Raw genomic sequence first — 15167 nt, forward strand, 5'->3', positions numbered from 1 at the left:
TCGTTGTGTCGCGCGGGCTGTGCAGTTGCACGGGTTGGCGGCGTCATGCAAAAAAGGAGTTATGAATGTCAGAAGGGTTGTTTTTCCCAGTGATCGAAACCGAACGGCTGACACTGCAGCCATTAGCAACCGATGATTCAGAAAGCCTGCTAGACATATTTTCTTCTCCTGAAGTGATGAAATATTGGAATACGGCACCTTGGTCAGATATTCAGGACGCTTTGGATTTTATTGATGTCAGCAACGGTTCGATGCTGCGTGAAGAGTCACTAGTGCTTGGGATATATCTGAAGTCAACAAGTGATCTGGTGGGGAAGTGCATGCTGTTTAGTTATGACAAAGAGTCTAAGCGTGCTGAGGTCGGCTTTGGCTTAGGCCAGCGCTATTGGGGCAAAGGCTATATTAATGAAGCGGGTGAAGCCTTGATACAGTATGGCTTTAATGCACTGGGGCTTCGTCGTATTGAAGCTGAAATTGACCCAGATAATCACGCTTCAGCGAAAGCGCTTGAGAAGCTTGGCTTTACTCTAGAAGGGGTGCTTCGGCAGCGATGGGAAGTGAACGGTGTTGTCTCTGATTCCGCGTTGTATGGAAGGCTGATAAGTGACCCGTCGTCAACCTCCCGCGATTAATGCGCCTTCCAGGCCCTGTTGTTTGTGGCGGGCAGCATGCCTCTACCCTCATGATAGATTTTATGATGTTTAAAGGATGATGACAGTGGATTGCAAACAACGAGTTTCGCGCTGGATTATATCGATTTGCTTAATAGCGGTTCCTTCTGTGTTGATGGCTCAGGATGATAATTTGCTTACAGAGGTTGATCGTATAGAGAGACAGTTGGATGCACGTGTTGGTTTTGCAGCCTATGACCTGGAAACTGAGCAGCGCTGGGAATACAACGCAGACCAACTGTTCGCGATGTCCAGTACCTTTAAAACCTTAGCGTGTGCAGTGCTGCTGCAGCGTGTGGATGAAGGAAGTGAGCAACTCGAAAGACGAGTGGAAGTATCGGCTTCTGACATTGTTACTTATTCACCCGTTACCGAAGCGTATGCGGATAACCGGGAAATATCGCTATTTGAACTCTGCGAGGCGACGATGACAACCAGCGATAACACCGCGGCTAACCTGATCTTACAGGCGATTGGTGGACCACAGGCCGTGACGGCGTTTGTGAGAGAGTTGGGGGATAGTGTCACGCGTTTGGACCGTTGGGAGACAGAGTTAAACGAGGCTGCTCCACATGATGAGCGTGATACCTCCACGCCCAATGCAATGGTGAGTAACCTTGAGAAGCTGGTAGTGGGAAACGCGCTATCGCCTCAGTCGAAAAACCAACTGCGTGAATGGTTGGTCAATAATGAAGTGGCTGATGGCTTGTTTAGGTCACAAATGCCTGATGAGTGGGTAATTGGAGATCGAACGGGAGCCGGTGGTTTTGGTTCAAGATCGATTACCGCTGTTATATGGCCGCCCGGGCGCGAGCCTACCATCGTGGCGTTTTATATCACCGAAACGGACGCATCATTTGAAGAACGAAATAGCGCGATAGCAGAACTGGGAAGTGTGATTAGAGATGTTATTGAGACGAGTAGCGCTTTGTAGTTGTCCAGGCATCGCTTCGCAGGTGCCTGGTAGGCTCGCGTAGCGCTTTCCCGCAAACTGGTGCGTGCGGCTAGTTGAGAGTGACGTGGCGGGTACTTTCCAGTTCTTCAATCATTTTTTTAGCGGCATTGGAAAGCGTACGACTGGTGTGGACGAGATAGCCCAACGGGCGCTGGATGGAGGCGGTGTCTACATTGAGCTCGATGAGTTCGCTATCGATCATGTTTTCAGGTAACAGGCTCCAGCCAAGGCCCACGCTGCACATCATTTTCAGCGTTTCTAAATAGTTGGTCGCCATGCTAACGGGAAGCTGTAGGCCCACTTCGGCAAAACGTTGGCCAATCAAGGTGCGGGTAAAGGTTTTGGCACCTGGCAGCACGCAATTGAATTCACATAATTCAGTCAAGCTGAGCGGGCTGCTAGTGTAGCGGGTACGCTGCGCCAATGGGTGGTCGGTGGCGCAGACAAAACACAGCCGGTCGCGCCATAGCTCTACCACGTGAAGCTGTTCAACGGGGTGGGGGGCGAGAGTGACTATTGCCATCTCCAGCGTGCCGTCGACCACGCCTTGGTAGGCTAGCTCTGAGTCCAGAAAGTGCAGGTCTAGCGCCACTTCCGGGTGGCGATGAGTGTATTGCTTTAACAGCGGTGGCAGTCGGTGTAGACCGATGTGGTGACTGGTGGCTAGCATTAGCTTACCGCCTACTTGGCCAGAAAGATTGGCAAGTGCTCGGCGGCTGTCTTCCACGGTAAACAGTATGTGCTGTGCTTTGGGAAGTAATACATTGCCCGCTTCGGTCAGCGCAATACGCCGCCCGATGCGGTCAAATAACCGGGTGCCAAGTTGGTCTTCCAGAGTAGCGATGCGTTTGCTTACTGCAGGCTGCGTTAAATACAGCTGTTCCGCCGCGCGGGAAAAGCTCTGGGTTTCGGCAACGGCCAGAAATGCTTGCAGGCTTTGAGTATCCACTTGCGACTCCCTGAACAGGTATTTCTAACTAGGTAGTTAATAGGTGCTACTGAATAAGTATTCCAGTTTGGAATCTAATCTATGAATAACATGAATTGCTTTTATGTGCGACTCGCGTGACACTGCCTGTATAGCCACATAAGCAGCACGTAGAGGCTGCCATACCGAACTAGCAGGGCAATGCCCAGGAGAGCAACATGTCAGGTCAAACGCTTTACGACAAACTCTGGAATCAACATTTGGTGAAACAGCGTGACGACGGCACGGCGTTGATCTATATCGACCGCCAGTTGCTTCACGAAGTCACCTCGCCCCAGGCGTTTGAAGGCCTGCGCCTGGCTAATCGTAAGCCTTGGCGTTTAGATGCTAACTTGGCAACGCCGGACCACAACGTGCCTACGACGGTAAAAGAGCGCGCTGAAGGCAATAGCGGTATTAAAGACCCCGTATCGTTAATCCAAGTACAAACCTTGGACGATAACTGCCTTGAGTACGGCATTGAAGAGTTCAAAATCAACGACCCGCGCCAGGGTATCGTGCACGTGGTAGGCCCAGAGCAGGGCGCAACGTTGCCCGGTATGACCGTGGTGTGCGGCGACTCCCACACCGCTACCCACGGTGCGTTTGGTGCCTTGGCCCATGGTATTGGCACCTCAGAAGTTGAGCACGTTATGGCGACCCAGTGCTTGCTGGCGCAAAAAATGAAGAACATGCAAGTGCGCGTGGAAGGCGAGCTTGGCCTGGGCGTGACCGCTAAAGACGTGGTGTTGGCGATTATTGGCAAGATTGGCACCGCTGGTGGTACGGGCTATGCCATTGAGTTTGCCGGTAGTGCGATTGAGTCGCTCTCTATGGAAGGCCGCATGACCGTATGCAACATGGCCATTGAAGCTGGCGCCCGTGTGGGCTTGATTGCCGTCGATGACACGACGATTGATTACCTGGCCGAGCGTCCCTTTGCGCCCACTGCAGAGCAGTGGGAAGCAGCGGTCGCTGACTGGCGCAACCTGGTTTCCGATGCTGACGCGCAGTTCGATAAAGTGGTTACACTGCAAGCTGACGAGATCGAACCTCAGGTCAGTTGGGGGACTAGCCCGGAAATGGTCACCGGTATTTCCGGCCAAGTGCCAGATCCCCAAGCCGCGTTGGATGACACCGTGCAGCGCAGCCACGCGCGGGCCCTCGAGTATATGGGCTTGCAGGCAAACCAGAAAATTACCGATATAAAGCTCGACAAAGTATTTATCGGCTCCTGTACTAACTCGCGTATTGAGGATTTACGCGAAGCGGCCAAGGTAGCGAAAGGCAATAAAGTTGCTGGCTCTATTAAGCTTGCCATGGTGGTGCCGGGCTCTGGTTTGGTGAAACGCCAGGCGGAAGCAGAAGGCTTGGATAAAATCTTTATTGAAGCAGGCTTTGAGTGGCGTGAACCGGGTTGCTCAATGTGCTTGGCAATGAATGCCGACAAGTTGGGCGCTGGTGAACACTGTGCATCAACGTCTAACCGCAATTTTGAAGGTCGTCAGGGGTATGGCGGTCGCACGCATCTGGTGAGCCCTGCGATGGCCGCGGCAGCAGCGATTGCTGGTCACTTTGTTGATGTACGCACCTTACCCGCTAACGACACTAGCCACGCGCAGGAGGCCTAAGCCATGAAAAAGTTTGAACGTTTAGAAGGAATCGTCGCGCCGCTTGACCGTGCTAATGTCGATACCGACCTGATTATTCCGAAGCAGTTTTTGAAGTCGATTAAGCGCACAGGCTTTGGCGTGAACCTGTTTGATGAACTGCGCTACCTGGATGAAGGCCAGCCAGGACAAGACTGTTCGCAGCGTCCTCTGAACCCAGATTTTGTCTTGAACCAACCGCGTTACCAAGGTGCTGAAGTATTGCTGGCGCGTCGCAACTTTGGCTGTGGTAGTTCCCGCGAGCACGCCCCGTGGGCGCTGGAAGATTTTGGTTTCAAAGCGGTGATTGCGCCAAGCTTTGCCGATATTTTCTACAACAATGCTTTCAAAAACGGCATTCTGCTGATTACCTTGGAAGAAGATGTTGTTGACCGCCTGTTTACGGAAGTGGCAGGCAGTGAAGGCTATCAATTAGACGTAGATTTAGAAAATCAGCGGGTCATTACGCCCAGTGGCGAAATTCTCGAATTTGAGGTGGATGCGTTCCGTAAGCACTGCCTGCTGAACGGCTTGGACGATATTGGTATTACCCTGCAGGACGAAGACGCAATTCGCGCGTTTGAAGAAAAACACCGCCAGCAGCGTCCTTGGTTGTTCCGTCAGCCTGCGTAAGTGTTCATTCACCTTTAACGTTTGAAATGCTAAGGAAATTGCATGACTCATAAGGTATTACTGCTGCCGGGTGATGGTATTGGCCCTGAAATTGCGGCTCAGGCGGCTCGCTTGCTGAAGGCCTGTCAGGAAGCTGGTTTGGATATCGACGTCGAAGAAGGCCTTGTCGGTGGCTCTGCTTACGATGTTCACGGTGAGCCACTGCCTGCTGAAACTCTTGAAAAAGCCAAGGCAGCCAGTGCTATTTTGCTGGGCGCTGTTGGTGGCCCCAAATGGGACACTCTCGAAGACCTTTCCAAGCGTCCTGAAAAAGGCCTGTTAGGTCTGCGGAAAAACTTAGGTTTGTTCGGCAACCTGCGTCCGGCCATGCTTTATCCGCAGTTGGCTAGCGCCTCTAGCTTGAAGCCGGAGTTAGTGGCTGGGCTGGATATTATGATTGTCCGCGAGCTTACCGGTGGCATCTATTTCGGCCAGCCACGTGGCATTGAAGAGCGCAACGGCGAGCGGGTGGGTTTTAACACCTATATCTACTCTGAAAGCGAAATTGAGCGTATTGGTCGCGTCGCCTTTGAAATGGCTCAGAAGCGCGGCAAAAAGCTCTGCTCGGTAGATAAAGCCAACGTGTTGGAAGTCACTATTCTGTGGCGTGAAGTGATGGAGCGTTTGGCACCGGAGTACCCGGATGTTGAGCTTTCCCATATGTACGTGGATAACGCCGCCATGCAGCTGGTGCGCGCGCCGAAACAGTTTGATGTGGTAGTGACGGGCAACATGTTTGGCGATATTCTTTCCGATGCCGCTGCCATGCTTACCGGCTCTATCGGCATGTTGCCTTCAGCGTCGCTAAACGAGAGTGGGCAGGGTATGTACGAGCCTTGCCACGGTAGCGCGCCGGATATCGCTGGGCAGAATATTGCTAACCCATTAGCAATGATGCTGTCGGTCGCGATGATGTTGCGCTATTCATTGAATGAAACCGCCATGGCTGAGCGCATTGAAGCCGCTGTTGGTAGTGTGTTGGATAATGGCTTGCGTACTGCTGACATTGCCTCTGAAGGAACGCGCCGTGTCTCTACCGATGAGATGGGTGATGCTGTATTGGCGGCCTTCGCAAAAAATTAAATTATGTATAAAGCGTGCTAACTAATTGACGCTGAAAGGTATTAACAGTCGGCCACCCAGGGGGTGGCCGACGTTGTGTCTAATATTTGTGTATAATATCGCTCTCATTCTTAGTTGGAGGACTTCACATGTTGAAAGTCGGTTTCGTGGGATGGCGTGGCATGGTTGGCTCAGTGCTGATGCAGCGCATGCAGGAAGATGGTGATTTTAACGGTATTGAACCGGTATTTTTCACCACCTCCCAAGTTGGTCAGCCTGGCCCCGATATCGGCGTGGACGTGCCTCCACTGAAAGATGCGTTTGATATTGATGCGTTAAAAGCACTGGACGTGGTGGTTACCTGTCAAGGTGGCGACTATACCAAGCCGGTTTATAAAGACTTGCGTGAGGCGGGTTGGAAAGGCTACTGGATTGATGCGGCCAGCACCCTGCGTATGGAAGACGAAGCGACCATTATTCTGGATCCGGTCAATCGTAAGGTGATCGATAACCAGTTGGCGAAGGGTGCTAAAACTTTTGTTGGCGGCAACTGCACCGTAAGCCTGATGCTGATGGGCTTGGGTGGCTTGTTCGAAGCAGACATGGTCGAGTGGATGACTTCCATGACGTACCAAGCAGCTTCCGGTTCAGGCGCCAAGCACATGCGCGAGCTGTTGAACCAAATGGGTCAACTGCGCGACAGCGTAGGCGAAGAGCTTAAAGATACCTCTAGCGAGATTCTGGATATCGACCGTAAAGTGACGGCTGCGATGCGCAGTGGTGACTTCCCCACGGATAATTTCGGTGCGCCGTTAGCGGGTAGCTTGCTGCCATGGATTGATACCAAGCTTGATAACGGCCAAAGCCGTGAAGAGTGGAAGGGCAGCGTTGAGACTAACAAGATCTTAGGTTTGCAAAATAACCCGATCCCCATCGATGGCCTTTGCGTGCGCATTGGTGCAATGCGTTCTCACAGCCAAGCGTTCACTATTAAGCTGAAGCAAGATGTGCCGCTTGACGAGATTGAAGATCGCATTGCCAAGCATAATGAGTGGGTTCAACTGATCCCGAACGACAAAGACGCTACAGTTGCTGGCCTAACGCCCGCTGCTGCGACTGGCACGCTGCAAGTACCGGTCGGTCGTCTTCGCAAGCTGAATATGGGCGGCGAATATTTGTCAGCTTTCAGTGTTGGTGACCAGTTGTTATGGGGTGCTGCCGAGCCGCTCAAGCGTATGCTGAAGATCTTACGCGAGCAGTAGAGCTCGCCACGCTTAAATAAAAGCGTTGATAGAAACGGGAAGCTGTTCGCAGCTTCCCGTTTTTTTATTCTCTGGGTGTGGTAAAAAGGAGGCAGCGTGTGATTTTGCTAAGTAAATGTAAGAAAGTGTGGCTTGGCCGCAACCAAATAAAAGGCAGCAGAGGCCTTTATGAGAAAACAATTAACAGGGATGTTGGGACTTTCGCTAAGTGCTATTAGTCCACTAGCAGTGGCGCTTGGGTTGGGTCAGGCAACGGTCAACTCACCATTAGATGCGCCGCTTGAGGCCACTGTGCCGCTTCAGGAAAGTGAGCGTTTCGCGCTGAGTGATTTACGTGTCGACCTGGCAAACGAATCGGCGTTTAGAGCGTTAGGGTTGGAGTGGACACCCCTTACCGCAAGTATCAGTGTTCAGGTTCAGGAGCAGCCTGCCGGGCATCGACTTTTGCTGCGCTCTTCCCAGGCAGTTCATGAGCCATGGTTGGATCTACTGTTAACGATTTCTTCGCCAGAAGGGCGACAAACGCGCGCTTTAACGCTGTTGTTTGATCCACCCGAGTACGCGTTAGGCAGCCCTGTTGACGCCATTGGCTTGGCCGAAGCGACCAGCAGAGCAGCCGTTTCTATGGCATCGGCCGCACGCGATATTGTCTACGTAGCCAGTGGTGATACTCTTTGGAGCGTTGCCGCAAGGGTGAAGCCAGCCGATGTAACCATTCAACAAATGATGACGGCGCTCTTAGCCGCTAATCCCGCTGCATTTCCCACTGGCAATGTAGATGAGCTCCGTGCAGGCCAGACGCTCAATATCCCTACCCGTCAACAGGTTATGTCGCGAACGTCCAGCAATGCTGCCCAGGCGATTCAAGCGATGCGTCAGCCTGTGGGCCGTCAGGTTGAACCCCAAGAAAAACCTGAAAGCCTTAGTGATTTGAGCGTGGAGCAGGTGGGCGAGCCAGCCATGGAAAGTGTCGACCAAGGCACTAATTCATCCCCGCAAACATCCGATACTGTCGCCATCGAACAAGTGCTCGCTGAACAGCTGTTGGAGGGCCAGGATAGGCTGCTAGCGGCGCTTGACGAGCGCGAAGAAATGCATGAGGAGCTAGCTGTGCTGCGTCAAGAGGTGGCGTCGCTAACCCAAGCACTAAGCGCTTCTCTGCGCGAGCTTCAGCAAGCTCAAGAAATATCTGATGTGCTGGCGGGGAGTGCCGCGTTGATGGCAAACAGTCATACAGCTAACGAGGTACCTAACTTGAACCATTCACAGAGTGCGTCAGGCACGCTTGTTGAACGCATTACTGCCTATCAATGGCCGCTTGCTAGTACTGCGTTAGCGCTTTTGTTGGGAGCGCTAGTATGGTCGCGTAGGCGTCGTGAACGGCAGTGGGAAGATGTTCCGCCCACTTCCTCGGTTTATAACGCTGATGCGATGCCAACGGCTACGTCTTCACCTGCTACGTCTTCACCTACCACGCCTTCACCTGCTACGTCTTCACCTACTATGCCTTCATCTACTACTGAGCCACCAGCGCGGGATTCATCGGCGGCGGATACAGTATCAGCTAACAGTGAGCCAGTACCGATAGGTGAGGCCGAACGGCAGAAGAAACCTTCGCCTCCAGGCATGGGGAGCAGCCAATATGGATGGAAGAGCGCCGAAGAACGCTGGGAAGTCGAAGAGGTGGCATTTGAGTCTCGACGTCGGGATAATGGCACACCCTAACTATCTTCTATGTGACGTGGCTTCATGACGCTGTTTTACCATTTTGACGAAACAAAGCCCCTAACGGGGCGCCTAGCGATGGGCATTGAATATGATGGTACGCGCTTTTGCGGCTTTCAGCGTTTGAAGCATGCAGCTTCGGTTCAGCAAGCGGTGGAGGATGCGCTGGAGAAAGTGGCCAGCGCGCCAGTGCGTATTCATGCCAGTGGTCGAACCGATTCTGGTGTGCATGCCACCCGTCAGATCCTCCATTTTGACCCGCCTGTTCAGCGTTCTGAAAAAGCCTGGATTTTTGGCAGCAATACCAATCTTCCTAGAGATGTCGCTGTGCGCTGGGTAAAACCTGTGTCCGATGACTTTCACTCTCGCCTGGGCGCACTAGGGCGTCGCTATCGTTATATTTTGTTGAATCAACTTAGTCGTCCGGTGTTAGAGCGCCACAACGTAACCTGGTGTCGAGATCCACTAGATGCCGATGCCATGCATCGGGCTGCACAGGCTCTGGTAGGCGAGCATGACTTCAGCAGCTTTCGAGCGGCGGGTTGCCAGTCCAAAACGCCTTGGCGGCAAATGCACTTTGTAGAAGTGAAACGCCATGGACCAATAGTGGTCATTGATATTCAGGGCAATGCTTTTTTGCACCACATGATTCGCAATATTGCGGGGGCACTGGTTAGCGTAGGGCGCGGTTCACAGGATGAAGGGCATATTGAACGCTTGCTGGCACTGAAGAATCGCCGCAAAGGCGATGTTACTGCTCCAGCCTGTGGCCTCCATTTCGTAGACTCACTTTATGACGAACGATTCGATCTGCCCAAAGAGCCGTTAGGCCCCAATCTGCTCGCATTTACCGGTGAGTGGACCGGGGAGCGTCAGTTACCTGATAATCCGCGCATTGCTGCAAGGCGCAAGTTGACGTTTAAGAGCCAGACGCCCTTAAACCAGCAAGAGCCAGCACCTTCAGAACAGCAGGAGACCCCGTTATGAACGCGCGCTCTGGTCGTACGCGGATTAAGTTTTGTGGCTTAACTCGCCATGAGGACGTCGCGCTGGCAGCATCGCTTGGTGTAGATGCGCTTGGCTTCGTGATGTGGCCTAAGAGCGCCCGCAGCATAACGCCTGCTGTGCTGGAAGAGTTGGCAGTGGAAGTACCTGCCTTTGTGACGCGGGTGGGATTGTTTGTTAATCAGCCCGCTGAATTGATTGAGCAGTGCTTACCTTACTTGGATTTAATTCAGTTTCATGGTGACGAGCCAGCCTCGTTCTGTCAGCAGTTTGGACGGCCTTGGATTAAAGCACTGCGCATGCGTGATGATATCGACCTGCACCAGGCGGCGGCTGACTACTCGCTCGCGCAGGCGCTGCTATTAGATGCCTATCGACCTGGTATCCCAGGGGGAACGGGAGAGACGTTTGATTGGTCTAGAATCCCCGCAACCTTAGAAAAACCTGTTATCCTGGCTGGTGGGTTAACGGCTGATAATGTGGCTTCTGCGGTTAACCAAGTAATGCCTTATGCTATTGATGTCTCTGGTGGTATAGAAATATCTCATGGCATAAAAGATGCCGAGTTAATGGCATCTTTTGTTCAAAATGTGGCGTTAGCCAGCGCCCATTAAGCTCATTGCGTAGCGTACCCAACAGGGTGACTACGCCTCTTTGTTAGTTCATTTATTGTTTGCCTGTTCTGGCGATCTTGTGAGGTATGCCTGTGACTGTCTCAGCGACTGAAACCAAGTTCAGCGACCTGACCCGAATGCCGGATGCCCGTGGTCATTTTGGCCCCTACGGCGGCCGGTTTGTGTCGGAAACCCTGAGCTTTGCCCTGGAAGAGTTAGAGCAGACCTATTTGAGTCTGCGTGATGATCCCGATTTCCAGGCCGAGTTTGACCGTGACCTTGCCCATTATGTGGGGCGTCCATCGCCGCTTTACCATGCAGAGCGTTGGTCACAGTCGTTAGGTGGCGCGCAAATTTGGTTGAAGCGTGAAGACTTGAATCACACCGGTGCTCATAAGGTTAATAACACCATTGGCCAAGCGCTGTTAGCCAAAAAAACCGGCAAGCCCAGGGTTATTGCTGAAACCGGAGCGGGCCAGCACGGTGTTGCTACGGCGACTGTGGCAGCTCGCTTAGGCCTGGAATGTGACGTTTATATGGGGGCGGCAGACGTTCAGCGCCAGAAGCTGAACGTTTATCGTATGCGCCTGTTGGGCGCACGTGTAATTCCGGTCGAATCAGGCACTCGTACGCTTAAAGATGCAATGAATGAAGCCTTGCGTGACTGGGTCACCAACGTTGATAACACCTTCTACATTATTGGCACCGTGGCGGGGCCGCACCCTTATCCGCAGTTGGTGCGTGATTTCAACTCGGTAGTGGGGCGTGAAGCGCGCCAACAGTCATTAGCGCAAATTGGGCGTTTGCCAGATGCGCTGATTGCCTGTGTGGGCGGTGGTTCCAACGCTTTGGGCCTATTTTATCCCTTCGTCGAAGATGATGCGGTGGCGATGTACGGTGTCGAAGCCGGTGGCGATGGTATCGAAACAGGCCGACATGCCGCGCCGCTTTCGACGAATGCGCCGCGGGGTGTTTTGCATGGCAACCGAACGTACTTGATGTCTGATGAAGCGGGACAAGTGTCAGACACGCACTCGATTTCTGCTGGCCTCGACTACCCAGGGGTTGGGCCTGAACACGCGCTATGGAAAGATGTTGGACGAGTTAACTACGTAGCCGCAAACGATAAAGAAGTGCTGGAAGCGTTTCGTGAACTGACGCACATGGAAGGGATTATGCCTGCATTGGAATCCGCTCATGCACTTGCTCATGCGAAGGTGCTGGCACCGACCATGCGCCCTGACCAGCATATCGTGGTCAACCTTTCTGGTCGTGGTGATAAAGATATCATGACCGTTGCGAACATCGATGGCATTGAGTTTTAAGGGCTAGCATGAACCGTATTGACCAGCGTTTTTCCGAATTAAAAGAGCAGGGTCGTAAGGCCCTAATTCCTTATATTACCGCCGGCGACCCTGCGCCTCAGTACACTGTGGGCTTTATGCATGCCCTAGTAGAGGCAGGGGCTGATATTATTGAGCTTGGCGTGCCGTTTTCAGACCCAATGGCCGATGGCCCGGTGATTCAAAAGGCCTGTGAGCGCGCGCTTAAGCAGGGCACTCGCTTGGTTGACCTTCTGGATATGGTCGCTGAGTTCCGCCAAGTGGATGCTAAAACGCCTATCGTGCTGATGGGGTATCTCAATCCGATAGAGCGGATCGGCTATGAAACGTTTGCTGATAAAGCGGCAAGCGTTGGCGTTGATGGCGTGCTCGTGGTAGATATGCCGCCTGAAGAGGCTGATGAATTCGGCCCGCTGTTAAAAGCCCGCGATTTAGCAGCGATTTTCTTGGTTGCGCCTACCACTTCCAATGCTCGTGCCGCTACAATATGCGCCCACGGTGAGGGCTATCTCTATTATGTTTCGCTTAAGGGCGTTACCGGTGCTGCTACACTCAATGCTGACGATGTGGCAGAACATCTCGCACCCTTGCGCGAAATGACCGATTTGCCATTATGTGTTGGCTTCGGTATCCGCGATGGTGTGACCGCCGCTGAAGTGGCGAAAGTCGCTGATGGTGTGATTGTTGGCAGTGCGCTAGTAAACCGCATTGCAGAAAGCGTTGACGCACCTGAAACCATTGCTGGTCAGCTTAAAAGCGTGTTGGGCGAAATGCGCAACGCGATGGATGCCTAAGCGCATTCCCTCATCGTCTACACTGAATTGATTGACGACACTCATCAAGCTTGGCGTTGCTAAGCATAGACGTATACGGAAACTTTTTGATATGAGCTGGTTAGACAAGATTGTGCCCTCCATGGGGCGTATCCAGCGTAAAGACCGTCGCGCCAGCGTGCCCGATGGCCTCTGGCGTAAATGTCCCAAGTGCGAAGCGGTTCTCTATCTCCCTGAGCTTGAGAAGCACCATAGCGTCTGCCCCAAGTGCGACCACCATTTACGGTTGACCGCGCGTAAACGTTTGGATTGGTTTTTGGATAAAGAGGGTCGCCAAGAGATCGCGGCTGAGATTGAGCCTAATGATCGCTTGAAATTTCGCGACTCTAAAAAATACAAAGACCGCTTAACGGCTGCCCAAAAAGAAACCGGTGAAAAAGATGCGCTGGTCGCTATGCGTGGCGAGCTAGACGGGCTTCCAGTTGTGGCTGTTGCTTTTGAATTTACCTTCATGGGTGGCTCAATGGGGGCGGTCGTGGGCGAGAAATTTGTTCGCGCGGCAACCATTGCCCTTGAAGAGCGACTTCCACTGATCTGCTTTGCTGCTTCTGGTGGGGCACGGATGCAAGAAGCACTGTTTTCACTCATGCAGATGGCCAAAACCTCGGCAGCGCTTGAAAAGCTTAAGCAGTCGGGTGTGCCTTACATTTCTGTTCTGACAGATCCAGTGTTTGGTGGAGTATCTGCGTCGTTAGCGATGCTGGGCGATCTAAATATCGCCGAGCCCAATGCCTTGATTGGTTTTGCTGGCCCGCGCGTTATTGAGCAAACCGTCCGTGAAACGCTGCCGGAAGGTTTTCAGCGCAGTGAATTTCTGCTGGAACACGGCACCGTTGATATGATCGTGCATCGTCATGATATGCGTGCTCGTGTTGGTGGTGTGCTGCGTAAGCTGACGCATAATATCGCGCTGCCTACCGAGGGGGATGTCAGTGACGACGCACCGATTGACGAGCCGTTGGTTGATGAAGCGCCAATAGCCGATGCTGTAGATGCAGCAGACGTTGATACGTCTGAAACGCATAGCGAAGCCAGCACCGTTAAGAGCGACGATCCGACCCGCAATGTCTAAGTCTATAGCCCCTGAATCTTTAGCTTCTGACGCTTTAACTCCTGGGTCTCTAGCCGAATGGCTGCACTACCTTGAAACCCTGCACCCTGTAGGGATTGATATGGGGCTTGAGCGTGTAGCAGAAGTTGCCAAGCGCATGGGGTTGCTAAGTCGACCGATTGCACCACAGGTGATTACGGTGGCGGGTACGAATGGCAAGGGGTCGACCCTTGCCATGATGGATGCCGTCGCACGCACGCACGGTTTGCGGGTAGGTACTTATACTTCGCCCCACCTAGTGCGCTATAACGAACGCGTGACGATCAATGGTGACTATGCTGACGACCAGCGGCTAATGACTGGTTTCTCTCGCGTAGAGGACGCTAGGCTACAAGCGCCTGAAATTAGCTTAACCTATTTTGAGGCGGGAACGCTGTGCGCCCTCTGGTGCCTAGCACAGGAAAACCTTGACTTAGCGCTGCTCGAAGTTGGTCTGGGTGGGCGATTGGATGCCGTTAATATCATTGATGCAGACGTTGCTATTGTCACCACCATTGCTCAGGATCATGCCAATTTTTTAGGGTCTGATATTGCTCAAATTGGCCGGGAAAAAGCCGGCATCTTTCGTGCTGCAAAACCCGCTGTATTGGGCAGTCGACTGCTTCCCAGCAGTGTAGCAGAGGCTGCCAATGCGCTTGCCGCTCCTGTTTACTGTCTTGGTGAGGCGTTTAGCCACTCAATTGATGATGACTCTGCCGCTGATAGTCCGTCTGAGTGGAACTGGAGTGGACTGGGCTGCCAGGGAGAGGTTATTTCTCTGACAGACCTTCCTGATCCCGGTTTGCCGATTGATAATGCAGCAACGGCCCTCCAAGCATTGATACTTAGCGGATTAGTGGTCAATGAAGACGCATGCCGTCGTGCGCTTCATGAGGTGCAAGTGCCAGGGCGTATGCAGTGGATCGGGCAATGGTGCTTGGATGTCGGGCATAATCCTCATGCAGCCGACTATGTCGCTAGGCGACTCCCATCGGTGCCTGAAGGTGGTCGGCAGTGGGCGTTGATCGGCATGCTAAATGATAAAGACGCTGATGGTGTTATTAGCGCTTTGCTACCCCGCATTACTGACTGGGTATGCGTGACGTTGGAAGGGGAGCGTGGTCGGTCAGCTGACGAACTGGCGGGGCGTATCACATCTTTGGGTGGGCGTGTGCATTGTTGCGCTAACTCCCCAGAGGCCGGAGTGCAGATAATGGCTGAGCAGTTGACACCCTCCGACCGGGTGTTAGTGACCGGCTCGTTTTTTACAGTTGCGGCCTTGTTGGAAATAACGCTGCCGCAAGCTTAATCGGCCTAAC

14 protein-coding genes are annotated in these 15167 nt (G+C 52.9%); 13 read left to right on the forward strand and 1 reads right to left on the reverse strand.

All coding sequences use genetic code 11. The annotated features are described in order from the left end of the window. Positions 1-65: 65 nt before the first annotated feature. On the forward strand, positions 66-632 hold the full coding sequence (locus NDQ72_09015; protein ID WKD30065.1) for a GNAT family N-acetyltransferase: 567 nt from the start codon (positions 66-68) through the stop codon (positions 630-632). Positions 633-711: 79 nt separating this feature from the next. After that, the gene (bla, locus tag NDQ72_09020; protein ID WKD30369.1) at positions 712-1605 is read left to right on the forward strand and encodes a class A beta-lactamase; all 894 of its coding nucleotides are present in this window, start codon (positions 712-714) and stop codon (positions 1603-1605) included. Between the two features lie 70 nt (positions 1606-1675). On the opposite strand, the gene NDQ72_09025 is transcribed toward bla, so the two are convergent. Next, a complete protein-coding gene (locus NDQ72_09025) occupies positions 1676-2575 on the reverse strand; it encodes a LysR family transcriptional regulator (protein WKD30066.1) in 900 nt (299 codons plus the stop codon). Between the two features lie 197 nt (positions 2576-2772). Between NDQ72_09025 and leuC the strand changes: the two genes are divergently transcribed. From leuC to folC, 11 genes are all read left to right on the forward strand, one after another. Further along, positions 2773-4224: a 3-isopropylmalate dehydratase large subunit gene (gene leuC, locus NDQ72_09030; GenBank protein ID WKD30067.1), complete on the forward strand. Its 1452-nt coding sequence runs from the start codon at positions 2773-2775 to the stop codon at positions 4222-4224. 3 nt (positions 4225-4227) lie between these two features. Continuing rightward, positions 4228-4875, forward strand: coding sequence for a 3-isopropylmalate dehydratase small subunit (gene leuD / locus NDQ72_09035; protein WKD30068.1), 648 nt, complete (start codon positions 4228-4230; stop codon positions 4873-4875). 42 nt (positions 4876-4917) lie between these two features. Next, the gene (gene leuB / locus NDQ72_09040) at positions 4918-5997 is read left to right on the forward strand and encodes a 3-isopropylmalate dehydrogenase (GenBank protein WKD30069.1); all 1080 of its coding nucleotides are present in this window, start codon (positions 4918-4920) and stop codon (positions 5995-5997) included. Between the two features lie 128 nt (positions 5998-6125). Then, positions 6126-7238 carry an aspartate-semialdehyde dehydrogenase gene (asd, locus tag NDQ72_09045; protein WKD30070.1) on the forward strand — a complete coding sequence of 371 codons (1113 nt, stop codon included), beginning with the start codon at positions 6126-6128 and terminating at the stop codon, positions 7236-7238. A 168-nt stretch (positions 7239-7406) separates the two neighbouring features. Further along, a complete protein-coding gene (locus NDQ72_09050) occupies positions 7407-8963 on the forward strand; it encodes a LysM peptidoglycan-binding domain-containing protein (GenBank protein ID WKD30071.1) in 1557 nt (518 codons plus the stop codon). A gap of 24 nt (positions 8964-8987) precedes the next feature. Next, complete coding sequence (truA, locus tag NDQ72_09055) at positions 8988-9950, forward strand: tRNA pseudouridine(38-40) synthase TruA (GenBank protein ID WKD30072.1); 963 nt, start codon at positions 8988-8990, stop codon at positions 9948-9950. Continuing rightward, positions 9947-10582, forward strand: a complete 636-nt coding sequence (locus NDQ72_09060) for a phosphoribosylanthranilate isomerase (GenBank protein ID WKD30073.1) — start codon at positions 9947-9949, stop codon at positions 10580-10582. Before truA ends, NDQ72_09060 begins: the two co-directional genes overlap by 4 nt. An 86-nt stretch (positions 10583-10668) precedes the next feature. Then, positions 10669-11907, forward strand: a complete 1239-nt coding sequence (trpB, locus tag NDQ72_09065; GenBank protein WKD30074.1) for a tryptophan synthase subunit beta — start codon at positions 10669-10671, stop codon at positions 11905-11907. 8 nt (positions 11908-11915) lie between these two features. Further along, positions 11916-12719: a tryptophan synthase subunit alpha gene (gene trpA, locus NDQ72_09070; GenBank protein ID WKD30075.1), complete on the forward strand. Its 804-nt coding sequence runs from the start codon at positions 11916-11918 to the stop codon at positions 12717-12719. A 91-nt stretch (positions 12720-12810) separates the two neighbouring features. Next, a complete protein-coding gene (gene accD, locus NDQ72_09075; GenBank protein ID WKD30076.1) occupies positions 12811-13830 on the forward strand; it encodes an acetyl-CoA carboxylase, carboxyltransferase subunit beta in 1020 nt (339 codons plus the stop codon). Further along, positions 13823-15157 (forward strand): bifunctional tetrahydrofolate synthase/dihydrofolate synthase, encoded by a 1335-nt coding sequence (gene folC / locus NDQ72_09080; GenBank protein WKD30077.1) that lies wholly within the window; start codon positions 13823-13825, stop codon positions 15155-15157. The genes accD and folC overlap by 8 nt, the downstream gene beginning before the upstream one ends. Positions 15158-15167 lie beyond the last annotated feature (10 nt).

Source organism: Halomonas sp. KG2, assembly GCA_030440445.1.
Lineage (GTDB): Bacteria > Pseudomonadota > Gammaproteobacteria > Pseudomonadales > Halomonadaceae > Vreelandella.

What these genes read in the sequence shown, in the direction of transcription:
- NDQ72_09015 (WKD30065.1), top strand. Translation starts at nt 66, where the DNA reads ATGTCAGAAGGGTTGTTTTTCCCAGTGATCGAAACCGAACGGCTGACA.
- bla (WKD30369.1), top strand. Translation starts at nt 712, where the DNA reads ATGACAGTGGATTGCAAACAACGAGTTTCGCGCTGGATTATATCGATT.
- leuC (WKD30067.1), top strand. Translation starts at nt 2,773, where the DNA reads ATGTCAGGTCAAACGCTTTACGACAAACTCTGGAATCAACATTTGGTG.
- leuD (WKD30068.1), top strand. Translation starts at nt 4,228, where the DNA reads ATGAAAAAGTTTGAACGTTTAGAAGGAATCGTCGCGCCGCTTGACCGT.
- leuB (WKD30069.1), top strand. Translation starts at nt 4,918, where the DNA reads ATGACTCATAAGGTATTACTGCTGCCGGGTGATGGTATTGGCCCTGAA.
- asd (WKD30070.1), top strand. Translation starts at nt 6,126, where the DNA reads ATGTTGAAAGTCGGTTTCGTGGGATGGCGTGGCATGGTTGGCTCAGTG.
- NDQ72_09050 (WKD30071.1), top strand. Translation starts at nt 7,407, where the DNA reads ATGAGAAAACAATTAACAGGGATGTTGGGACTTTCGCTAAGTGCTATT.
- truA (WKD30072.1), top strand. Translation starts at nt 8,988, where the DNA reads ATGACGCTGTTTTACCATTTTGACGAAACAAAGCCCCTAACGGGGCGC.
- NDQ72_09060 (WKD30073.1), top strand. Translation starts at nt 9,947, where the DNA reads ATGAACGCGCGCTCTGGTCGTACGCGGATTAAGTTTTGTGGCTTAACT.
- trpB (WKD30074.1), top strand. Translation starts at nt 10,669, where the DNA reads ATGCCTGTGACTGTCTCAGCGACTGAAACCAAGTTCAGCGACCTGACC.
- trpA (WKD30075.1), top strand. Translation starts at nt 11,916, where the DNA reads ATGAACCGTATTGACCAGCGTTTTTCCGAATTAAAAGAGCAGGGTCGT.
- accD (WKD30076.1), top strand. Translation starts at nt 12,811, where the DNA reads ATGAGCTGGTTAGACAAGATTGTGCCCTCCATGGGGCGTATCCAGCGT.
- folC (WKD30077.1), top strand. Translation starts at nt 13,823, where the DNA reads ATGTCTAAGTCTATAGCCCCTGAATCTTTAGCTTCTGACGCTTTAACT.